Below are 20996 nucleotides of genomic sequence, written 5' to 3' on the forward strand. Positions count from 1 at the left end.
TTCGAATCCCCGTTACGCTCGGGAGTCGTGTCCAGCCCGCAGTTCGTGGCCGTACTGGGCCGGGGTCTGGTCGCCCCGGACGCCCCGGTCGTGCGCGCCGACGACCGGGGTGTGCTGCACGGCGACGGCCTCTTCGAGACGATGCACGTCCGTGCCGGCCAGCCCTGGCTACGCGACCCGCACCTGGCCCGGCTGGCCCGCTCGGCCGACCAGGTCGACCTGCCGCTCGCCCCGCTCCCCGACCTCGCCGGGCTGATCGACCTGGTCTGCGCGGCCTGGCCGGCCGATCTGGAGGGGGCGGTGCGGCTGGTCTGCACCCGCGGCCCGGAGCACGGCGGGCCGCCGACCGCCTTCGCCACCCTGTCCGGAATCGGTCCGGCGGCGGTGCGCGCCCGCCGCGCCGGCATCTCGGTGGCGACCCTGCCGCTCGGCGTGGCCGCGACCGCCCGCGCCGCCGCGCCGTGGCTGCTCGCCGGGGTCAAGAGCACGTCGTACGGGGTCAGCCAGGCGACCCGCCGCTGGGCGGTGGCGAACGGGGTCGACGACGTGTTGTGGACGTCGACGGAGGGGTTCGCCCTGGAGGGGCCGGCCGCCAGCCTGGTCTGGCTGGACGGGGCGACGCTGTGCACGGTGCCGGCCGCGGCCACCGGCATCCTGCCCGGGGTGACCGCCGGTTGGCTGCTGGCCCGGGCCGGCGAGCTGGGCTGGGCGGCCGACGAACGGATGGTGACGCCGGCCGACCTGCACGCGACCGGCGGGGTGTGGTTCACCTCGTCGGTTCGCGGCGTCGCGGAGGTGCGGTCGCTCGACGGCGTGGCGTTGCCGCCGTCGCCGCACACGACGGCGATCCGCGAACTGCTCGGCTTCGCCTGACGGCTTGCGGAGCCTGACGACGTCCGGACCGGCCGCCGGGCGGCCGGTCCGGGGTGCCGACGGGGTCGGGTCAGCCGCCGACGCGGACGAGGCGGGCGGACAGGTGCGGCGTCAGACCGTGGCCGACGGCGGCCATCTCCTGGGCGTAGAGCAACGCCCCCTCGACGATGCCGAAGAGCCGGTGGCCGCCGGTGACCTCCTTGGCGGTGGCGGTCCGCAGCACCGCGTCGGTCGCCAACTCGACCTGGGTGCCGCTGACCCGGCCGAGGTAGAGCTCCATGATGCCGGTCGGGGTCATCATCAGCGCTTCGAGATCGTCGGTGACCCGTTCGCCGTCGAACACCGGCCGCCACCAGCCGACCTCGCGGCCGGCCGGCCGGATCGGCCGGCTCTGCTCGTCGAGCAGCCAGGCCCGCGACTCGTAGTGCAGGAACGGCCGGCCGTCGTGGCTGATCCGGATCTCCTGCGCGTAGTCGAAGTCGTCGATCGTCGGATAGCCGCCACGGCCCCGGCCGCGCCAGACCCCGATGTACGGCAGCAGCCCCAGCAGCGCGGGGTGCAGGTCGGGCCCGACCCGAAGGTCGTGCGTCTCCTCGAACGGGTACGGATCGACCGGCGGTGCGTTGAGCCAGGGCGGCGGGCCGATCGGGTTCTCGTCCGCGGGAGTAGTCACCAGCGTCCTCTCGAGATGCGTACGGCTAGGTAGACCAGGCCACCGGCGAGTGCGCCGAAGCCCGCGACCAGCAGGCTGACGAACCCGATCTCGGTGACCACGAAGGTCATCCTATGCTGACCGGTATGGCTCGCACTCTCGTCGTAAAGGCCACCGCGGGTTCGGATTCGGCGGAGCGGTGCGCGCAGGCGTTCACGGTGGCCGCGACGGCGGCCGCGGCCGGGGTCGACGTGTCGTTGTGGCTGACCGGCGAGTCGTCGTGGTTCGCCCTGCCGGGCCGCGCGGCCGAGTTCGACCTGCCGCATTCGGCGCCGCTGACCGACCTGCTCGGCGCGGTGCTGGCCGCCGGGCGGGTCACCGTCTGCACGCAGTGCGCCGCCCGGCGCGACATCGGCCCCGACGACGTGCTGCCCGGCGTACGGATCGCCGGAGCGGCGGTCTTCGTCGAGGAGTCACTGGCCGACGGCGCGCAGGCGCTCGTCTACTGACCCCCGCGCGACCGGCCGCTGATCCGACGGGCGGTCAGCAGCCGATCGTCACGGTCGCCCGTACCTCGCCGTCGACGACCCGGACCTCGACGCCGGTGTCGCCGGCGCGGTAGGCGTAGCCGTCCGGCGCGTCGGTCACCACCACGGCGTCGGCGGGCCGGACCTCGGCGAGCGCGTCGCCGAGCGGCCCGGTCGGGGTGCCGGTTCCGGTCGCCCAGGCGGTGTGGACCTGCCCGCCGCCCGGGCAGGTGGCGGACTCCCGCCCGCCCCCTCCGGCCGCGGTGACCCCGATCGCCGCCAGCATCCGGCCGGGCTCGGTGTCGACCGGCAGTCCGATCGCCAGCCGGACCGTCGGGTCGTAGTCGTCGGACGTGGGGCGGCAGCCGGTGCTCACGGTCAGGGTGATCACGCCGGGTGAGGTGACCCCGCCGCGTACGCCGACGAAGTCGCCGGCGTCGGCGCGCAACGAGTGGACGGTGCCACCCTCGCTGTGCCGGGTGCCGGCCCGCCAGGTCGGCGGCAGCCGGTCGGCGATCCGGTCGAGCAGGGCCGGCGCGTCGGCCTCGGTCGTCCGGAAGGCGACGCCGCGTTCCAGGGTGGCACCGGAGCGGATCGGGGTGATCCGGCACCCGGTCCGGTAACGGATCGGGGTGAGCTGCGCGACCACGTCGGTGCCGCCGGCGGCGACGAGTTCGCCGATCACCCGGTCGGCGAGCGGACCGGCCTCGGCCATGCCGCGCTGCTCGCGGACGGTCGGTTCGTCGGTGCGGGTGGAGACGTACGCGAGCACCAGCAGCACCACGGCCCAGGCGGCGCCGACCGCGATGAGCCAGCGCCGGGGACGGGGTGCGGGCGGGGCACCGGCCGGGGCGGGCCAGCCGCCGGGTGGCGGCACTTGCGGCGGTGCGACCGGCGGAAGCTGCCGGGGCGGGTCGATGCTCACGCCGCCCATGGTGGCACGTTCGCCGGTCGGACCCCCAGTGCCGGGTGCCGGCGGGCTCCGAGGTGCCGGTGCCGACAAGGTCCGCGGTGCCGGGCCGGCGGGATCCACGGTGCCGGTGCCGGCCGGCGGCCGGTCAGTTCGGTACGGCCAGCCGGTAGCCGACCCCGCGCACGGTCTGCACCCGCAGGTCGTCGTCGGTGGCGCGCAGCTTGCGGCGCAACCTCTTCATGGCCGAGTGCAGGATCGCGGTGTCGCCGAGGTAGGCGCCGCCCCAGACCGAGCCGAAGAGCCGCTCGTACGTCCACACCGCGAGCGGCGGGCTCGCGAGCACGGCGAGTACGGCCCGTTCCAGCCGGGTCAGCGCGAGCGGTTCGCCGCGCCAGGTGACCAGGTGCCCGGCGGCGTCGATGGTTAGTTCGCCGAGCCGGATCGGGCCGGCCTGGGCCGCCGGGTCGGCTACCTGGACCGGCGGGCCGGTGAGCGGGGTGACCGCGCCGGGCGGGGGCACCGGGGCGTGCCGGGGCGGCGGCGCCGGCCAGGGCACCGGCGGGCCGGACAGGGTCGCGACCGTGGGTGCCACGGCCGGCAGGACCTCGCCGGTCAGCCCGACCGGCCGGTATGGCACAAGGGACGGACCGTCGCCGGCCGAAGTGGCGGAAACCGGGGTGGCGGAAACCGGGGTGACCGCCGGAGTCACGAGCTGCGCCGGGAAGAGCAGCGCGCGCAGCTCGGTCAGGTCGGCACAGAGCACGACGGCGCCACAGTCGTCGAGGCGCCGTACCACCCGCTCGCGGACCGTCGGATCCGCCGATACGCAAACGACCAGCGGAACGTCGCCATCGACCAACGCGGTCCTCCCAGAATCCTCCCAGGTCTGCCGTGCACCATCAGCCAACGCCGTTCCATCGACGGAGTCAACAGTGTCTGTCGTCGATGTGCGACAACTTTCTGACGGCCGCCTGAATCGGGCCAGAATCTTGCCCGAAAACTGCCCGCCCGAATCCATTGATCACTACCTCTACCCACCAGAGCATGACTTCAAACGGTTGCGGGAGAGGAACCCTATGTCACATCGCTCAAGACGCCGTTCGTTAGTAACCCGATCGACGGCCGTGGCCGCCGCGATCATCCTGGCCCTCACCGGGACGCCAGGGATCGCGTCAGCCGCCCCGAAGGCCCAGGTCAACCCCGAACTAGCGGCTGAACTGGCCCGGGAGGGCAGCACCGAATTCACCGTCTACCTGAAGGAACGCGCCCAGCTCGGCGGCGCCGCCCGACTGTCCACCTCGGACGCCCGGGCCGCCGAGACCTACCGGCAGCTCACCGACACGGCGTCGCGCACCCAGCGTGGTCTGCGCGCCGAACTCGACGAGCGCAAGGTGCCCTACCAGGCGTTCTGGATCGCCAACGCGCTGCGGGTCACCGGCGACAAGGCCCTTGTGGACCTGATCGCCGCTCGCCCCGAGGTGGAGAGCATCGAGCCGGCGCGGACGTACGAGTTGGTCGAACCGGAGCGCAACGCTCCGACCGCCGACCGGTCCGGCACCAATGCCGTCGAGTGGAACATCACCAACGTCGAGGCGCCCCGGGTCTGGAGCGAGTACGGCGTCCGCGGTGAGGGTGTCGTGATCGGCAGCATCGACAGCGGCGCCCAGTTCGACCACCCGGCGCTGGTCAACAGCTACCGGGGCAACCTCGGCAACGGCACCTTCGACCACAACTACAACTGGTTCGACCCGTCGAACGTCTGCCCCGGCGACGTGCCGTGTGACAACAACGACCACGGCACCCACACCATGGGCACGATGACCGGCGACGACGGCGAAGCCAACCAGATCGGCGTCGCCCCGGGCGCCAAGTGGATGACCGCGAAGGGCTGCGAGAGCCGTAGCTGCAGCGACGCCGCCCTGCTCGCCTCCGGTCAGTGGATGCTCGCCCCCACCGACCTCAACGGCCAGAACCCCCGCCCCGACCTGCACGCCGACATCATCAACAACTCCTGGGGCGGTGGCGGCGGCGACGAGTGGTACCTGCAGACGGTCGCCGCCTGGCGGACGGTCGGCATGTTCCCCGTCTTCTCCGCCGGCAACTCCGGCCCGGGCTGCAACACCACCGGCTCGCCCGGCGACTACCCGATCTCGTACGCGGTCGGCGCGTACGACATCAACAACAACATCGGCAGCCTGTCCAGCCGCGGCTCGTCCGCCGTGGACGGTGGCATCAAGCCGAACATCGCCGCGCCGGGCATCAACGTCCGGTCCGCTGTGGACGGCAACGGGTACGCCGCGTTCAACGGCACCTCGATGGCCGCCCCGCACGTCTCCGGCACGATCGCGCTGATCTGGTCGGCGGCGCCGAGCCTGATCGGCGACCTCGACGCCACCCAGGCACTGCTCGACGACACCGCCACCGACGTCAACGCGACCACCTGTGGCGGCACCGCCGACAACAACAACACCTTCGGCGAGGGCCGGCTGAACGCGTACCAGGCGGTCACCGCCGCCCCGCGCGGTCCGGTCGGCCGGGTCAGCGGCAGCGTCACCTCGGCCGGAAACCCGGTCGTCGGCGCGAACGTCGTCTCCGGCACCCGCAGCACCGTCACCGGCCCCGACGGCCGGTACGCGCTAAACCTGCCGGCCGGCGACCACGAGGTGACCGCCTCCGCGTACGGCTACGGCAGCCAGACCGCCACCGTCACGGTGACCGAGGGCGGCGCGGTGACCCGCGACTTCACCCTCACCGCCGCGCCGGTCGTCACGGTCAGCGGCAAGGTCACCGACGGCTCCGGCAAGGGCTACCCGCTCTACGCGAAGATCGAGGTTGCCGGCCGCCCCGGTGGTCCCGTCTTCACCAACCCGGTGACCGGCCAGTACTCGTTCACCGTGGCCGGCGGCACCGACTACCGGTTCACCACCACCGTGCAGTACCCCGGCTACCAGACGGTCGTCCGGGACGTGGCGGTCGGCTCGGCGGCGCAGACCGTCGACTTCGCCGTCCAGGTCGACCCCGCCTGCACGGCGGCCGGCTACTCGGCCTCGTTCGGCGCGCCACTGGCGAGCGAGAGCTTCGACGCCACCACCACCCCGGCCGGCTGGTCGGTGGTCAACCGCACCGCGAGCGGCGGCTGGGTCTTCGACGACCCGGGCCTGCGGGGCAACCTGACCGGTGGCACCGGCAACTTCGCCATCATCGACAGTGACCGGTTGGGCAGCGGCAACACCCAGGACACCGACCTGATCTCGCCGCCGATCGACCTGTCCGACGCCACCGGCCCCTACCTGCGCTTCAACAGCGACTTCCGGGCCGTCGGCAGCACCAACACCGCCGACGTCGACGTCTCGATCGACGGTGGGACCACCTGGGTCAACGTCTGGCACCAGACCACCAGCCGGCGTGGGCCGACCATCGAGGAGATCTCGCTGGCCCCGGCCGCGGGTGCCGAAGAGGCCCTCATCCGGTTCCGTTACAAGGGCACCTGGGCCTGGTGGTGGCAGGTCGACGACGTTCAGGTCGTCAACCGCACCTGCTCCCCCGAGCCGGGCGGCCTGGTCGTCGGCTTCGTCACCGACGCCAACACCGGCGCGGCGGTCAACGGCGCGACCGTGACCAGTGGCGACGAGCCGCTGGACAAGGCGGTCTCGGCGGCGACGCCGGACGACCCGAACATCGGTGACGGCTTCTACTGGCTGTTCTCCAGCCTGACCGGGTCGCACCCGTTCACCGCCACCCGGTCGCCGTACCAGCCGGTCACGAAGAACGTCAACGTGGCCGCCAACGGCACCGTACGGAGCGACTTCGCCCTGCCGTCGGGCCGGCTCACGGTCAGCCCGACGTCGATCGAGTCGCACCAGCCATACGGCAGCACCCGCACCACCACGGTCACGGTCAAGAACACCGGTGGCGCCCCGGCGACCGTCGGGTTCGTCGAGCGGACCGGCGCGTTCGAACTGCTCGGCCGCCAGGGTGCGGTACTCGCCGAGCACCAGATGAAGGGCATCAGCAAGGCCGCCACCGGCACCGTCTACCCGGCGCCCGGGGTGACCGGGGCCGCCGCTCCGGCGGTCGACGAGGCCTGGACCCGCATCGCGAACTACCCGGCGGCCGTCTTCGACAACGCCGCCGCGACGCTGGACGGCAAGGTCTACACGGTCGGCGGCGGCAGCGGCAGCGGCATCGAGCGCAAGGCCTGGGTCTACGACCCGGAGACCAACGCCTGGACGGCGCTGCCGGACATGCCGAACGCCCGCGCCAAGCCGTCGGCGGCGGCCGTCGGTGGCAAGCTCTACGTCATCGGTGGTTGGGGTCCGGGCGGCACGCCGGTCGCCACGGTCGACGTCTTCGACCCGGCGGCCGGTACGTGGAGCACGCTGGCCGGCGTGACCAACCCGGCACCGCGGTCGGCGGCCGGTACGGCGGTCGTCGACGGCAAGGTCATCCTGGTGGGTGGCTGCGCCGACAGCGCCTGCACCGACTCCAACGACACGGTCATCTTCGACCCCGCCGCGGGCGCGTTCGGCACCGGTGCCGACTACCCGCTCGCGGTCGCGTGGATGTCCTGCGGCGGCATCGGTGGCCAGGTCTACTGCGCCGGCGGCGCCGGGGCCTCGGAGTTCACCGACGCGTACTCCTACGACCCGGGTGCCGACCAGTGGAGCCCGCTGCCGGACATGCCGATCGACCTGTGGGGTTCGCAGGGCACCTCGGCCGGTGGCCTGCTGGTGCTGGCCGGTGGCGTCACCGCCGCGTCGACGACGGTCACCAACCGGACGATCGCGTACGACCCGGTGGCGGCGGAATGGCTCAACCTGCCGAACGCCCAGTTCGCCCGCTACCGGGGTGCCGCCGCCTGCGGCGCGTACAAGATCGGTGGTTCGCCGTCGTCGTTCGTCGGCTCGGCGGACTCCGAGATGCTCGGCGGGCTCGACCTGTGCGACGCCGCCGGTGACGTGTCGTGGCTGTCGACCGACCCGACGGAGTTCACGCTGGCCCCGGGCGAGTCGAAGAAGGTGAAGGTCACCCTGACCGCCACCGCGGCGGCCGGTGTCGAGCAGCCGGGCACCTACACGGCCGAGCTGGGCATCGTCTCCGACACCTCCTACCCGGTCCCGGCGATCAGCGTCGAGATGAACGTCTCGCCGCCGACCAGCTGGGGCAAGGTGCAGGGCACCGTGATCGGTGAGACCTGTGCCGGGGTCAGGGTCGGCGTCGCCGCGACCGTCCGCCTCAACTCGCTCAACACGCCGGGCGTCGGCTACACGCTGACCTCGGGCGGCAACGGTACGTACGCGTACTGGATCCCGCGTGGGCGCTACGAGGTGATCGTGGCCAAGGACGGCTGGATTCCGCAGGCCGTACGAATCCAGGTGCAGCCGGGCTTCGTGGCGACGAGCGACTTCACGCTCGCGCCGTCGAGCCCCTGCGCGCCCCGCCTCGGCGGGATCTGATCCGGTCCCGGGGCCGGTCCGCCGGGTGGTGTGAAGCCACCCGCGGGCCGGTCCCGGCCCGGATGGTCCGGACATGACGAAGGGGGAGCCGGTCACCGGCTCCCCCTTCGGTCGTCCTGCGCCGGGTCAGCCCACGCTGACGCCGACCTCGTTGACGCCCTGCGCGGCGGTGACCGTCGCGTCGCCGTTGCCGTGCCGGGACAGCGCCCGCAGCGTCCAGGTGCCGGGGGCGGCGAAGAACCGGAACTGGCCGGCCGGCGAGGTGACCACCTCGGCGGTGAACTCGCCGGTCGAGTCGAGCAGCCGGACGTAGGCGCCGGCCACCGCCTCACCGTCGGCGGTCTTGACCACGCCGGTGATGACGGTCTCGCGGGTGAGGTCGACCGATGCGGGCAACGGAGCCGCCTGGTCCGGCGCGGCGCAGCCGGTTGATGTGGGTGCGGTCATCGTCGTCAGGCCTTCCCGGGCTCGTCGCCGAGGACGACCGGCACACCGATGAGCGAGCCGTACTCGGTCCACGAACCGTCGTAGTTCTTCACGTTCTGGTGGCCGAGCAGCTCCTTGAGCACGAACCAGGTGTGCGAGGAGCGCTCGCCGATGCGGCAGTAGGCGATGGTGTCCTTGCCGTCCTCGAGACCCGCGTCGGCGTAGAGGGCGCGCAGCTCGTCGTCGGACTTGAAGGTGCCGTCCTCGTTGGCCGCCTTGGACCACGGGACGTTGACCGCGGTCGGGATGTGCCCGGCCCGCTGGGCCTGCTCCTGCGGGAGGTGCGCCGGGGCGAGCAGCCGGCCGGCGAACTCGTCGGGCGAGCGCACGTCGACCAGGTTCTGGGTGCCGATGGCGGCCACGACCTCGTCCCGGAACGCCCGGATGGACAGGTCGGGGTCCTTGGCGACGTACTGCGTCGCCGGGCGGGAGACGGCGTCCTTCACCAGCGGACGGGCGTCGAGTTCCCACTTCTTGCGGCCACCGTCGATGAGCTTGACGTCGCCGTGCCCGTAGAGCTTGAAGTACCAGTAGGCGTAGGCGGCGAACCAGTTGTTGTTACCGCCGTAGAGCACGACGACGTCGTCGTTGGACACGCCACGCTCGGACAGCAGCGCCTCGAACTGCTCCTTGTTGACGAAGTCCCGGCGTACCGGGTCCTGGAGGTCCGTCTTCCAGTCGAGCTTGATCGCGCCGGCGAGGTGGCCGCCGTCGTACGCGGTGGTGTCCTCGTCGACCTCGACGAAGACGACGCCCGGGGCGCCGAGGTTCTTCTCGGCCCAGTCGGCCGAAACGAGTGCGGTGTCGCGACTCATCAGATCACTCCTTGTGACGATGGAGGTGGTGAGCCAGCGCGTTGATGATCACGGGATCGTTCGGTCGCACCACGCGCGGGACCCAGTTAGGGCGGATCACGGGTTTGTGCGACGGCGCCGCTGCCGAGCGTTCAGACCAGAGGGTACGCAGAGGGAGGCAGCCCCGCCGTCAGATGACGGGGCGACACAGGCAGGTGGCCACGCGGCACAGGTCGACCGCGCGCCGTTTGGTGAGGAACGTCCCCATGACCAGGCAGCCTACCAGCCGTGTTACCACGGCTGGTAGGTCGACCAGCATGCGGGAACCGCCGTCACACGGTGGAGTTGAGCGGCACGTCCTGGGCCGTCGCGGTCACCGCCAGGCCCTCCGGCAGCGGGCGTACCTCCTGCACGGCGAGTTCGAACGGCAGCGCCGGCAACGGCACGTCGATCGAGATCTGCCGGGCGTACGCGTTGACCAGCGCCTGGGCGGCCGGCACGTCGGGCAGCCCCTCGGCGGTCAGGTTCTCGAAACGGACCTGCACCTGTCCCTCGTTGATGGCCAGGTCGCCCGTGCCGTGGACGGTGAACTGCTGCCCCAGCACCTCCAGCGGGGCGCTCACCGCCAACTGCCCGCCCTCCTCGGCGAGCGTCACGCCCGGCCGCTGGATCAGCGCGGCGACGCTGGCGTACGAGATGGTGCCGGTGCCCTCGACCGTGCGGGCCCGTACGTCGCCCTGACCGGACCGAAGGGTCTCGATCGAGGCGGTGACGTCCCGGGCGTTGACGTCCAGTTCGGGCATGCTCACCGAGCGGCCCTGCACCGATCCCTCGACGTCGCGCAGCAGAATCGAGATCGACTCGTACCGCCCGGCGGCGACCTGGGTGAGGAACGGGAAACCGCCGACCGACACCTCCGGCTGCGACGCCTGGAGGTTCTGCCGGCTGACCTCGGTGCTCACCTGTTGCGCGATCGTCCGCTCGGCGAAGCCGACGGCGGCCCGGTCGGCGACGACGAGCAGGCCGGCCAGCACCAGGAGCAGGATCACCGCCACGATGAGCAGCCGCCGGCCCCGGCGGCGCGGCCGGACCTCCCGCGTCGGATAGCTGTCTGCCACGCCCGCCTCCTGTCTTCCGCTGCAAGCCGCCCCGTTGGGACGACCGGCCGATCTTCCGCTGCAAGCCGCCCCGGTGGGGGCGGTCGGCCGCGGTGCCGACGATTCCCGCGCGCCGGGCTGATTCTGTACCCGGATCGCGGCGCCGGCACGCTCGCCGCCGCGCGGATGGCACTATCGCGCGAGTCGGCGCCGTGATCCGTCGCCGTGGTCGGCCGGGGCGGATCAGAGGTAGAGCACCGTCATGGCGTACGCGACCGGGGCGGCCAGCGCGAATCCGCCCAGCGGTCCCTGGAGGTGCCGGGCCAGCCAGAGGGTCGGCGGATCGCCGGCCATCTGCCGTCCCGCCTCGGCGTAGCCGGCCCCGAGATCGGTCAGTACGGCGGCACCGGCGGCGACCAGCCCGATCACCGCCCCGCTCGCCGGGGTGAAAGACACGAGGTAGCTGCCGAGGACCGCGCTCGCCAGGGTGCCGCACATCGCGCCGACGACGACGCCGGCGGCGCCGCGCGGCACCTGGGGGGCCAGCCGTGGCCAGAGGAACACGGCGTCGGTCACCCGGGCCACGAGGAGCGCCACCGCGGCCGCCGTCGCCACGACGAAGATGGCCTGGGTGCCGGCCGGCACCCGGCTGAGGACCAGCAGCGTGCCCAGCGCCACCACCCCGAAGGTGACCAGCAGGGTGGCGCCGACCGACTCGGTCAACCGGGCCCGGTCGGCCCGGCGGACCAGCTGGCCGAGGACGGCCAGGACGGCACCGCCGATCGCCACGAGGAGCAGCGGCGAAAGGCCGGCCTCCTGTCGGGTGACCGCGAGCAGGTCGGCGGCGGCGGCGACGGCGACCGCCACCCCGGCGACCCAGGGCAGCGCCGGCGGCCGGGTCGCCATGGTCCAGGCCAGGACGAAGAGCACCTGTACGCCGAAGACGACGACCGCGAACGGGATCCGGGCGCCCGGGCCGGACGTCTGCGCGCCGAGGATCAGGCCGACCCCGACCAGCACGGCGAAGCCGGCGATCGCGGCCGACAGCCGGCGGCGTACCGGCACGATCTCGATCTCGTCCTCGAACTCGGCGTCGTCGTCGGGCTCGTGGCCGGGGTCCCCCTCCCGCGCCGCGGGTCCCGGATCGGCCGGATGGCCGCGCCGACCCGGTCCGTGCGGCGGACCGGCCGCGCCGGGGGGTGGGTCGTCGGACCAGGCGTCGCGGCCGGCCGGGGGGGGCGTGGAGGGAAACACCCTCCGATCCTTGCAGACGCTGGAAATGACGCGCGGATCACGCGGACACCCCCGGACAACGCCTCATCCGTTATGGCCGAACACACAGATGATCGGACCGGCACCCGCCGTTTTCGGGCCATGGATCGGTTAAGCTCGGCCCTTACCCGCCCCGTCAGCGACGCCGGGACCGGCAACTCCGCGGCAACGACAGCTGACCGCCCAGGACGCGGCGCGACCAGCTCGACAGCCGCCGGTCACCGCGCGGCCAGCGGGCCGCGAGGACGGAGGTGAAGTGTGGAGATCCTGCTGCTGGTGACCGCACGGGCCGGCGAACCATCCGCCGTACTGCCCGCGCTCGACCTGCTTCCGCACGCGGTACGCACCGCACCACGAGACGTACGCACACTGGTGTCCGCCCCCAGCCCGGACGCCGTCATGGTCGACGCCCGGTCCGAGCTGAGCGAGGCGCGGGCCACCTGCCGGATGCTGCACGCCACCGGTCTCGGGGTGCCGCTGATCGCGGTCGTCACCGAGGCCGGGCTCATCGCGCTCACCGCCGACTGGGGTGTCGACGACGTCATCCTGGCCAGTGCCGGGCCGGCCGAGGTCGAGGCCCGGCTGCGGCTCGCGGTCGGACGGCTCAGCAACGCGACCGCCGGCGCCGGTGGATCGATCCGCGCCGGTGAACTCAACATCGACCCCGACACCTACGCGGCCAAGCTCAAGGGCCGGCCGCTCGACCTCACCTACAAGGAGTTCGAGCTGCTGAAGTTCCTCGCCCAGCACCCCGGCCGGGTCTTCACCCGCGACCAGCTGCTGCGCGAGGTCTGGGGCTACGACTACTTCGGCGGCACCCGCACCGTCGACGTGCACGTCCGGCGGCTGCGGGCCAAGCTCGGCTCCGAATACGAGTCGATGATCGGCACGGTCCGCCAGGTCGGCTACAAGTTCGTCGTACCGCCGTCGCGGTCGCTGCCGGATTCGGAGCCCGCGCCGCTGCCGGTCTGACCCGCACCCCCTATACCGGTTCCGTCGCCGTGCGGCGGGATATCCGACGAGCGCCACCCGGTTTTCCGGGTGGCGCTCGGCTTTGTGTGCCCCTCCGGCCGCCGTGTGGCTGATTTGCTTTAAACACGCTTTTAGCGCTCTAAGTCGTACTTACTCTGGTTGCCGGAATCGGTACAGAGGAGGCGGTTGTGGGCCAGGTGAACGACGAGACGCCAGTGAAGCGGCGGGACGCCGTACTCGCCTGGCTGCGCGGGCGAGCGGTCGTACCCGCCGTCCTGGCCGTGGCGGCGATCCTGACCGGCGCCTACTCGCTCGGGCTGGCCGTCGACCCGTACGTCGCACCGGCCTCGACCGCCGCCAGCCCCAGCGCCTCCGCGACCGCCACCCCGGTCACCAGGCCGGCCGCCCAGGAGCGGGCCCGCCGCAACTCCGAGCCGATGGCGCAGCCGATCACCGGGCCCAACCGGCCACCGCTGCCGGAGGACCGGAACGGGCCGTTCGGCAGCCGGATGACGACCGGCATGTCGTACGTCGCCCTCACCTTCGACGACGGGCCCGACCCGAACTACACCCCGCAGGCCCTGGCGCTGCTGCGGCGGTACGAGGTCCGGGCCACCTTCTGTCTGGTCGGCGAGAACGCCCGCCGCTACCCGCACCTGGTACGCGCCATCGTGGCCGACGGGCACACCCTGTGCAACCACTCGTGGAACCACGACTTCGCCCTCGGGGCGCGGGGCCGGACGGTGATCGAGAACGACCTGCGCCGGACCAACGAGGCCATCCTGGCCGCCGTCCCCGGCGAGAAGATCTCCTACTTCCGCCACCCCGGCGGCAACTGGACACCGGGCGCGGTCGCGGTGGCCCGGGAGATGGGCATGACCTCCCTGCACTGGACGGTCGACCCACAGGACTGGACGGTGCCCGGTGCGGGCAGCATCGCGGCGACGGTGAACGCGGGCGCCCACCCCGGTGCGATCGTGCTGCTGCACGACGCGGGCGGCAACCGGCAGGGCACCGTCAACGCGCTGCGGTCGATCCTGCCCAACGTGGGCCGCCGCTTCCTGCTCGAGGCACTGCCGGCCGGGATCGACCAGCCGCCCCGCTTCGGGCTCGAACTGCCGCTGCACCCGGGCCAGATCTGACCCCCACGGTGTACGGCGGCGCACCGTCGCCGGTGTCCGGCGGCAGCGCCGGATACCGTGACGGGGTGAGCACCGAACGCCCCCTCGTCCAGTCCGCCGAGCGGCTCGACCCGGCGGGGATCGCCGAGGTGCTGGCGCTGGCCGCGACCGCCGACCGCGCCGACGGCGCCCAGCCGCTGTCGGAACAGGTCGTGCTACGGATCCGGCACGGGTCGGACACCCCGGCGGCGCACCTGACGATCCGGGACACCGCGGGCGAACTCACCGGATACGCGTACGTCGACGCGTCCGGCGCGGCCGACGGTGCCGCCGCCGAACTGGTCGTACACCCGATGCGACGCCGGCAGGGTCTCGGCCGCGAACTGGTGCTCGCCGTGATCGGCGCGGCGGGGCCGGTGGGCCCGCTGCGGGTGTGGGCGCACGGCGACCATCCGTCGGCCGGCGCGCTGGCGCTGCGGCTGGGTTTCCGCCGCGACCGGGTGCTGTTCTCCCAGCGCCGGTCGCTGGCCGAGCCGATCCCGGAGCCGCGGCTGGCCGACGGCGTGGCGCTGCGCCCGTTCCGGCCCGGCGTGGACGACGAGCCCTGGCTCGCGGTCAACAACCGGGCCTTCGCGAAGCATCCGGAACAGGGCCGCTGGACCCTGGACGACCTGCGGGCCCGGATCGCCGAACCGTGGTTCGACCCGACCGGCTTCCTGCTGGCGACCGACGTCCCGACCGGCCGGATCCTCGGCTTCCACTGGACCAAGGTGCACGACGGTGGCCGGGACGGCCGGAGTGTCGACCCGATCGGCGAGGTGTACGTCCTCGGCGTCGACCCGGCCGCCCACGGCACCGGTCTGGGGACCGCGCTGACCCTGGCCGGGCTACGTCATCTGCGCGAGCGCGGCCTGGGCGAGGCGATGCTGTACGTCGACGAGTCGAACACCGGCGCCATCGCCCTGTACGGCCGGCTCGGTTTCGCCCGCTGGACCGTCGACGTCAACTACGTACGCGACTAAGGCGTGTTTCGTAAGTCGGGCTGTCCCACGAAGTTGCGGCGTGGCGTGATCGATAACTGAAGAGGTCTCCGGTATCTGGTTCTGCGACCAAGCAAGAACTTCATACCGGAGACCTTGTGCCCAGCGTAGCGGTGACGAGGCGGCATGACCTGACCGACAGGCAGTGGGCTGTTCTGGCCCCGCTGCTGCCTGCCGCGCCGGCGACGGGTCGTCCGCCGAAGTGGGAGAAACGACAGCTCATCGACGGGATCCGGTGGCGGATCCGGATCGGTGCCCCGTGGCGTGACGTCCCGGCCGAGTACGGGCCCTGGCCCACCGTCTACGGCCTGTTCCGCCGCTGGCAGCGTGACGGGACCTGGGACCAGATCCTGTCCGCGTTGCAGGCCGCCGGCGACGCGACCGGCCGGATCGCCTGGACGGTGAGCGTGGACTCGATGACCAGCCGCGCTCACCAGCACGCCGCGGGTGCCCGCAAGGACGGCCATCTGCAGAAGGAGCCTCCCGGCGGCGTGCACGACGAGCCGGCCGACCACGCGCTGGGTCGATCGAGGGGTGGGCTGACCACCAAGACTCATCTGGCCTGCGAGCAGGGGCAGAAGGTTCTCTCCCTGATCGTGACCGCCGGGCACCGTGGTGACAGTCCACAGTTCATCCCCGTCCTGCGCCGTATCCGCGTGACACGTCTGGGCGTGGGCCGGCCCCGTACCTGCCCCGACCTGGTTCTGGCCGACAAGGCATACACCAGCCGCGGCAACCGCCGATACCTGCGCTCGCGCGGGATCAGGGCCTGCATCCCGAGCAAGAAGGACCAGGACGCCCACCGTAAGGCCAAGGGTTCCCGCGGTGGCCGCCCACCCGCGTTCGACCGGCAGCTCTACCGGCTACGCCACGCCGTCGAGAACGGAATCAACCGGCTCAAACGCCACCGCGGCGTCGCCACCCGCTACGACAAGCTTGCCGTCCGCTTCCAAGCCGTCCTGACCATCACCATCATCACCGAATGGCTCTGACCGACTTATGAAACACGCCTTAGGACAGGACGAACCGGACCTCGCCGTCCGGCATGACCTCCAGCTTCGGCATGATGATCCGGCCGGCGTCGCGGTCGGCCGCCGCGGCCAGCACCGCCGGGATGTCCGCGCACGCGGCCACCTCGCGCAGGGTCACCAGCGTCGGCGGCAGCATCGCGAACCCACCCGCCTCGGCCCGGGCGACCGCCTCGGCCGGCTTGATCCACATTGTGTGGTCGGCCTCCCCGGACACGTCCCGCGTCCGCTGCCCCCGCGGCAGCAGGGCCACGAAGAAGTACGTGTCGAAGCGGCGGGGTTCGAACTCCGGCGTGATCCAGCGGCTCCACGGGACCAGCAGGTCCGAGCGCAGCGTCAGCCGGCGCTCGCGGAGCAGGTCGGCGAACCCGAGTTCGCGGGCCACCAGGGCCCGGCGGGCCGCCTCCCAGTCGTCACCGCTGACGTCGCCGACGACGGTGTCACCGCCGGGGCCGGCGAGCAGCACCCCGGCCTCCTCGAACACCTCGCGTACGGCCGCGCACACCACCGCCTGGGCCGGCCCGTCGGAGAGCCCCAGCCGGCGCCCCCACTCCCCCGTGTCCGGCCCGGCCCAGTCGAGCTGCCCCTCGGAGTCGGTCGGGTCGACGCCCCCGCCCGGAAAGGCGTGCATGCCGCCGAACGCCATCGCGGCGAGGCGCCGGATGACGTACGCCTCGAAGTCGCCGGCGTCGGCCGGCCGCAGCAGCACGACGGTGGCCGCGACCCGGGGCGGCACCGGCCGCTCCTCGGCGCGGTAGAACCGGGTGGCGCGGGCGAGCAGGTCCTCCGGCACCGGAAAGTGGAGGTCGGGTGCCGGCACCGGGAGCTGGGGGGCGAGTGCCTCCGGCACCGGGAGCTGGGGGTCGGTCGATGTCACCCGGCCAGCCTATGCCGGCGGCCGGGAGCCGGCCCGCCACCGGGCCGTCGCCGGGCCGGGACGGGACGATCTCGCTCTCGGCGGCCGGGCCGGCCTCGACTAGCGTGCGGGCATGACTCGTTGGGGCATCCTCGCCACCGGCCACATCGCCGGCAGGTTCGTCGAAGACCTTGGTTTGCTGCCGGACGCCGAGGTGGTGGCGGTCGGCTCCCGGTCGTTGCCGAGCGCCCAGGCGTTCGCCGACCGGTACGGCATCCCGCGCGCGTACGGGACCTGGAAGGAGTTGGCCGCCGACGGCGACGTCGACGTGGTGTACGTCGCCACCCCGCACTCCGCGCACCACCTGGCCACCATGATCTGCCTCGACGCCGGCCGGGCGGTGCTGTGCGAGAAGCCGTTCACGCTCGATCTGGCCACCACGACCGAACTGATCGAGGCGGCGCGGGCCCGCGACCTGTTCCTGATGGAAGCGATGTGGATGCGCTGCAACCCGACGATCCTGCGGGTGCTGGAGCTGATCGCCGATGGGGCGATCGGCGAGGTGACCACCGTACGCGCCGATTTCGGGCTGGCCGGGCCGTTCCCGCCCGAGCACCGGCTGCGGGCCCGGGAACTCGGCGGTGGTGCCCTGCTCGACCTCGGCGTCTATCCGGTGAGCCTGGCCTATCTGCTGCTCGGCCGTCCCGACCAGGTACGCGCCTGGGCGAAGATCGGGCCGGAGGGCGTCGACGAGAACACCGGGATCGTGCTGGGCTACGAGTCGGGGGCGGTGGCGACGCTGACCTGCGGGCTGGTGGGCGGCACGCCGACCACCGCCTCGGTGACCGGCACCCTGGGGCGGATCGAACTGCCCTCGCCGTTCTTCCGGCCGGGCGGGTTCACGCTGCTGCGGGCGGGTGCGGAGGCGGAGGCCGTGGTGACCGAGCAGACCGGTGGCGGCTACCAGTACGAGGCGGCCGAGGTGCAGCGGTGCCTGCGGGCGGGGCTGCGGGAGAGTCCACTGGTGCCGCACGCCGCGACCCTGGACGTGATGTCGCTGCTCGACACGGTCCGCGCGCAGATCGGCGTCTCGTACACCTGACCCCACTCCCCGCGATCTTGCACTTGTCTCCCCCTTTTTGTCGCCTTTGTCGGGCGACGAGTGCAAGATCGCGGGGACGGGCACGGCTAGAAGAGCGGGCGGACGATCAGGTAGAACAGGGCGGCGATGGAGCCGGCGGCGGGGAAGGTGAGGATCCAGGCGCCGACGATGTTGCCGGCCACCCCCCACCGGACCGCCGACAGCCGCTTGGTCGCCCCGACGCCCATGATCGCCGACGTGATCGTGTGCGTGGTGGAGATCGGCGCGCCGAGAACCAGGGCGTTGAAGTAGAGCACGCCGCTGGCGACGGTCTCGGCGGCGAAACCCTCCGGCGGGCGCAGGTCGATGATCTTGCGACCGAGGGTACGGATGATCCGCCAGCCACCCGCGTAGGTGCCCAGCGCCAGCACGGTCGCCGAGGTCCAGAACGCCCACTCCGGAATGGTTTCCGCGTCGCTCTGGTAACCGCCGACGTACAGGGCGAGCACGATGATGCCGATCGTCTTGGCGGCGTCCTGCATGCCGTGGCCGACCGACATCGCCGCGGCCGAGGCCGTCTGCGCCCACCGGAAACCACGGTTCAGCTTGCCCGGGTGCCCGTTGCGGAAGGTCCACAGGACCAGCAGCATCACCAGGTAGCCGAGCACGAAGCCGACCACCGGCGACAGGATCATCGGCACCACGACGTCGGACAGGATGCCGCTCCACAGGACCTCGCCGGCGGCGACCAGGGTCGCGCCGACGACGCCGCCGATGAGCGCGTGCGACGACGACGAGGGCAGGCCGAAGTACCAGGTGATTAGGTTCCAGGTGATCGCGCCGACCACCCCGGCGAAGACGATGGCGAGGCTCGCCTTGCCGGTGGGCAGGTTGACCAGCCCGCTACCGACGGTCTTGGCCACCTCGGCGCCGAAGTGGGCGCCGATGAAGTTGCCGATGGCGGCCATGCCCAGCGCGACGCCGGGGGTCAGCGCCCGGGTCGAGATGCTGGTGGCGATGGCGTTGGCCGCGTCGTGGAAGCCGTTGGTGTAGTCGAAGACCAGGGCGACCAGGATGACGGCCAGAACTGCGATGAGCTCGGGGGACAAGGCCTAGGACTCCTTGACCGCGATGGTCTCGACTGTGTTCGCCACGTGCTCGAAGGCGTCGCAGGCGGCTTCCAGCTCGTCGGCGACCTCCTTCATCTTCAGCACGGTCAGCGCGTCGTACTCGCCGGAGAAGAGCCGGACGAGCAGCATCCGGTAGGCGCGGTCGCCCTCGTTCTCCAGCCGGTTGCACTCGATCCAGTAGTCCTCGAGGTCCTTCATCGACCGCAGCCGGGGCATCGCCTCGGCGGTCAGCTTGGCCTGCTGGTCCAGCACGTCGACCAGCTCGTGCATCTCCCGGGGCAGCGACGGCAACTTGGTCAGCCCGTAGAGGTAGAGCAGGTTGCCGACCGCCTCAAGGTGGTCCATGACGTCGTCGAGCTGCGAGCCGAGCTGGTAGATGTCCTCGCGGTCGAACGGCGTGATGAACGCGGAGTTGATCTTCTTGTAGAGCTGGTGGGTGATCTGGTCGCTGTCGTGCTCGACCTCGGTCAGCCGCTCGCTGACCGACTGGACGTCGACGTCCGGCAGGGCCAGCTCGTTGAGCAGTTCGGTGCCCCGTACCAGGTTCTCCGCCGCCCTGGTGAAGAGCTCGTAGAAGGCGCCCTCGGTGGGGCGGAAGGAAAACTTCACAGCGCGGACCTCGTTGCTCCTGATCGACGGGGATGCCGGCCTCGGGGACGGTTCCCCGGGATCCTCGGGGAATGCTAGGGAACCCCGAATCGCGCCCGCTGAGCGCCCACCCCTGGTCATGCGCCATTAGCGCCCAGTTCACCCTCCGTTTACCTTCGTCAGAGTGACGGAATGACCTGTTCCTCCAGCCGGCGCCGCTCCCGCTCGACGTCGAAGGTCGCCGCCGGGTAGGACAGCCCGAGGTCGGCGAAGGTCTCGCGGAGCAGGTTCGCCACCGCCCAGTCGCGGTACCACTTACGGTCGGCCGGTACGACGTACCACGGCGCCCGGTCGGTGCTGCAATACGCCAGCGCCTCGGCGTACGCGGCCTGGTAGTCGGCCCACCGGCGACGGGCCTCGACGTCACTCGGGTGGTACTTCCAGTGCTTGTGCGGATCGGTCAGCCGCTCCATCAGGCGTTCCCGCTGCTCTTCGGGTGAGATATGCAACATCACCTTCACGAGCGTGAAGCCGCTGTCGACGAGTTCCGCCTCGAACTCGTTGATCTGGTCGTAGCGGGCCCGCCAGACGCTCTCCGGCACCAGTTCGTCGACCCGTGCGATGAGCACGTCCTCGTAGTGTGACCGATTGAACACCCCGAGGTAGCCCGGGGCCGGCAGCGCGCGCCGGATCCGCCAGAGGAAGTCGTGCGACAACTCCTCCGCGGTCGGCGCCCCGAACGACCGGATGTGCAGGCCGAGCGGGTTCATCGCGCCCGCCACCCGCTTGATCGTGCCGTCCTTGCCACCACAGTCCATCGCCTGCAACACCAGCAGGACGCGGCGGTCGAAATCCGGCCCGGTCTTCGCCAGCGCCGCCAGCTTCTCCTGCTCCTCGGCGAGTTCCCGGCCGATCTGCGCGACCTGGGCCCGCCCCCATGCCTTGGGCACCGGCCCGACCACGTCACCGGTCGGCAGTCCGGGTGTGGACCTCGGCCGGATCGCATTGAGATCCACCGGTCCGGGTCCGCCGACCCGCAACAGATCCCGCATCTCGCTCACGTCGCCACCTCACTCGCGTCTCGCACCGGGCCACCCACGGGCCCACCAG

The 20996-nt window shown here is 72.1% G+C and carries 20 protein-coding genes and 1 pseudogene; 8 read left to right on the forward strand and 13 right to left on the reverse strand.

Annotated features, from left to right (window positions below; translation table 11 throughout):
- Positions 1 to 27: 27 nt before the first annotated feature.
- Positions 28 to 873, forward strand: coding sequence for an aminotransferase class IV (locus QCD66_RS33390; protein WP_375733746.1), 846 nt, complete (start codon positions 28 to 30; stop codon positions 871 to 873).
- A 70-nt stretch (positions 874 to 943) separates the two neighbouring features.
- Here the strand turns inward: QCD66_RS33390 and QCD66_RS33395 are convergent, their stop codons facing one another.
- Positions 944 to 1546 carry an FABP family protein gene (locus QCD66_RS33395; protein WP_364211281.1) on the reverse strand — a complete coding sequence of 201 codons (603 nt, stop codon included), beginning with the start codon at positions 1544 to 1546 and terminating at the stop codon, positions 944 to 946.
- The gene (gene mtfM / locus QCD66_RS33400; RefSeq protein ID WP_269746704.1) at positions 1543 to 1647 is read right to left on the reverse strand and encodes a small membrane protein MtfM; all 105 of its coding nucleotides are present in this window, start codon (positions 1645 to 1647) and stop codon (positions 1543 to 1545) included. Before mtfM ends, QCD66_RS33395 begins: the two co-directional genes overlap by 4 nt.
- 12 nt (positions 1648 to 1659) lie before the next feature.
- Between mtfM and QCD66_RS33405 the strand changes: the two genes are divergently transcribed.
- On the forward strand, positions 1660 to 2034 hold the full coding sequence (locus QCD66_RS33405; protein WP_357535523.1) for a DsrE family protein: 375 nt from the start codon (positions 1660 to 1662) through the stop codon (positions 2032 to 2034).
- Between the two features lie 34 nt (positions 2035 to 2068).
- On the opposite strand, the gene QCD66_RS33410 is transcribed toward QCD66_RS33405, so the two are convergent.
- Together QCD66_RS33410 and QCD66_RS33415 are read right to left on the reverse strand one after the other, a co-directional pair.
- A complete protein-coding gene (locus tag QCD66_RS33410) occupies positions 2069 to 2977 on the reverse strand; it encodes a hypothetical protein (protein WP_407566915.1) in 909 nt (302 codons plus the stop codon).
- A gap of 133 nt (positions 2978 to 3110) precedes the next feature.
- Positions 3111 to 3410, reverse strand: a pseudogene (locus QCD66_RS33415) (winged helix-turn-helix domain-containing protein); the annotation flags it as partial.
- A gap of 631 nt (positions 3411 to 4041) precedes the next feature.
- Between QCD66_RS33415 and QCD66_RS33420 the strand changes: the two are divergent.
- Positions 4042 to 8421: a S8 family serine peptidase gene (locus tag QCD66_RS33420; RefSeq protein WP_375733755.1), complete on the forward strand. Its 4380-nt coding sequence runs from the start codon at positions 4042 to 4044 to the stop codon at positions 8419 to 8421.
- 126 nt (positions 8422 to 8547) lie between these two features.
- Here the strand turns inward: QCD66_RS33420 and QCD66_RS33425 are convergent, their stop codons facing one another.
- The 5 genes from QCD66_RS33425 to QCD66_RS33445 form a co-directional block, all read right to left on the reverse strand.
- Positions 8548 to 8868 carry a DUF1416 domain-containing protein gene (locus tag QCD66_RS33425; RefSeq protein WP_212825993.1) on the reverse strand — a complete coding sequence of 107 codons (321 nt, stop codon included), beginning with the start codon at positions 8866 to 8868 and terminating at the stop codon, positions 8548 to 8550.
- A 5-nt stretch (positions 8869 to 8873) separates the two neighbouring features.
- On the reverse strand, positions 8874 to 9722 hold the full coding sequence (locus QCD66_RS33430; RefSeq protein ID WP_364211274.1) for a sulfurtransferase: 849 nt from the start codon (positions 9720 to 9722) through the stop codon (positions 8874 to 8876).
- A 169-nt stretch (positions 9723 to 9891) separates the two neighbouring features.
- On the reverse strand, positions 9892 to 10020 hold the full coding sequence (locus QCD66_RS33435) for an Ms5788A family Cys-rich leader peptide (RefSeq protein WP_375733748.1): 129 nt from the start codon (positions 10018 to 10020) through the stop codon (positions 9892 to 9894).
- A 13-nt stretch (positions 10021 to 10033) separates the two neighbouring features.
- On the reverse strand, positions 10034 to 10819 hold the full coding sequence (locus QCD66_RS33440) for a DUF2993 domain-containing protein (protein WP_375733749.1): 786 nt from the start codon (positions 10817 to 10819) through the stop codon (positions 10034 to 10036).
- 222 nt (positions 10820 to 11041) lie between these two features.
- The gene (locus QCD66_RS33445) at positions 11042 to 12052 is read right to left on the reverse strand and encodes a hypothetical protein (RefSeq protein ID WP_375733750.1); all 1011 of its coding nucleotides are present in this window, start codon (positions 12050 to 12052) and stop codon (positions 11042 to 11044) included.
- Positions 12053 to 12328: 276 nt separating this feature from the next.
- On the opposite strand from QCD66_RS33445, the gene QCD66_RS33450 reads away from it, so the two are divergent.
- From QCD66_RS33450 to QCD66_RS33465, 4 genes are all read left to right on the forward strand, one after another.
- Complete coding sequence (locus tag QCD66_RS33450; protein WP_212825987.1) at positions 12329 to 13042, forward strand: response regulator transcription factor; 714 nt, start codon at positions 12329 to 12331, stop codon at positions 13040 to 13042.
- Positions 13043 to 13287: 245 nt separating this feature from the next.
- Positions 13288 to 14184 (forward strand): polysaccharide deacetylase family protein, encoded by an 897-nt coding sequence (locus QCD66_RS33455; RefSeq protein WP_407567267.1) that lies wholly within the window; start codon positions 13288 to 13290, stop codon positions 14182 to 14184.
- A gap of 65 nt (positions 14185 to 14249) precedes the next feature.
- On the forward strand, positions 14250 to 15185 hold the full coding sequence (gene mshD / locus QCD66_RS33460; protein WP_407566916.1) for a mycothiol synthase: 936 nt from the start codon (positions 14250 to 14252) through the stop codon (positions 15183 to 15185).
- A gap of 131 nt (positions 15186 to 15316) precedes the next feature.
- The gene (locus QCD66_RS33465) at positions 15317 to 16195 is read left to right on the forward strand and encodes an IS5 family transposase (protein ID WP_407566917.1); all 879 of its coding nucleotides are present in this window, start codon (positions 15317 to 15319) and stop codon (positions 16193 to 16195) included.
- 19 nt (positions 16196 to 16214) lie between these two features.
- Here the strand turns inward: QCD66_RS33465 and QCD66_RS33470 are convergent, their stop codons facing one another.
- Entirely contained in the window at positions 16215 to 17051 is an 837-nt protein-coding gene (locus QCD66_RS33470) for an NUDIX hydrolase (protein WP_375736873.1), read from the reverse strand.
- A 169-nt stretch (positions 17052 to 17220) separates the two neighbouring features.
- Between QCD66_RS33470 and QCD66_RS33475 the strand changes: the two genes are divergently transcribed.
- A complete protein-coding gene (locus QCD66_RS33475; protein WP_375736871.1) occupies positions 17221 to 18189 on the forward strand; it encodes a Gfo/Idh/MocA family protein in 969 nt (322 codons plus the stop codon).
- Positions 18190 to 18275: 86 nt separating this feature from the next.
- Here QCD66_RS33475 and QCD66_RS33480 read toward each other — a convergent pair whose 3' ends face one another.
- From QCD66_RS33480 to QCD66_RS33490, 3 genes are all read right to left on the reverse strand, one after another.
- Positions 18276 to 19277: an inorganic phosphate transporter gene (locus QCD66_RS33480; protein ID WP_364211256.1), complete on the reverse strand. Its 1002-nt coding sequence runs from the start codon at positions 19275 to 19277 to the stop codon at positions 18276 to 18278.
- A gap of 3 nt (positions 19278 to 19280) precedes the next feature.
- On the reverse strand, positions 19281 to 19907 hold the full coding sequence (locus QCD66_RS33485; protein WP_357535507.1) for a DUF47 family protein: 627 nt from the start codon (positions 19905 to 19907) through the stop codon (positions 19281 to 19283).
- Positions 19908 to 20065: 158 nt separating this feature from the next.
- Entirely contained in the window at positions 20066 to 20938 is an 873-nt protein-coding gene (locus tag QCD66_RS33490; protein WP_375736872.1) for a PPK2 family polyphosphate kinase, read from the reverse strand.
- Between the last annotated feature and the right edge of the window lie 58 nt (positions 20939 to 20996).

Source organism: Polymorphospora sp. A560, from assembly GCF_045781765.1.
GTDB lineage: Bacteria > Actinomycetota > Actinomycetes > Mycobacteriales > Micromonosporaceae > Polymorphospora > Polymorphospora lycopeni.

Coding starts and splice junctions, on each gene's coding strand:
- QCD66_RS33430 (WP_364211274.1), bottom strand. CDS start 9,722: ATGAGTCGCGACACCGCACTCGTTTCGGCCGACTGGGCCGAGAAGAAC.
- QCD66_RS33405 (WP_357535523.1), top strand. CDS start 1,660: ATGCTGACCGGTATGGCTCGCACTCTCGTCGTAAAGGCCACCGCGGGT.
- QCD66_RS33420 (WP_375733755.1), top strand. CDS start 4,042: ATGTCACATCGCTCAAGACGCCGTTCGTTAGTAACCCGATCGACGGCC.
- QCD66_RS33425 (WP_212825993.1), bottom strand. CDS start 8,868: ATGACCGCACCCACATCAACCGGCTGCGCCGCGCCGGACCAGGCGGCT.
- QCD66_RS33435 (WP_375733748.1), bottom strand. CDS start 10,020: ATGCTGGTCGACCTACCAGCCGTGGTAACACGGCTGGTAGGCTGCCTG.
- QCD66_RS33490 (WP_375736872.1), bottom strand. CDS start 20,938: ATGCGGGATCTGTTGCGGGTCGGCGGACCCGGACCGGTGGATCTCAAT.
- QCD66_RS33475 (WP_375736871.1), top strand. CDS start 17,221: ATGACTCGTTGGGGCATCCTCGCCACCGGCCACATCGCCGGCAGGTTC.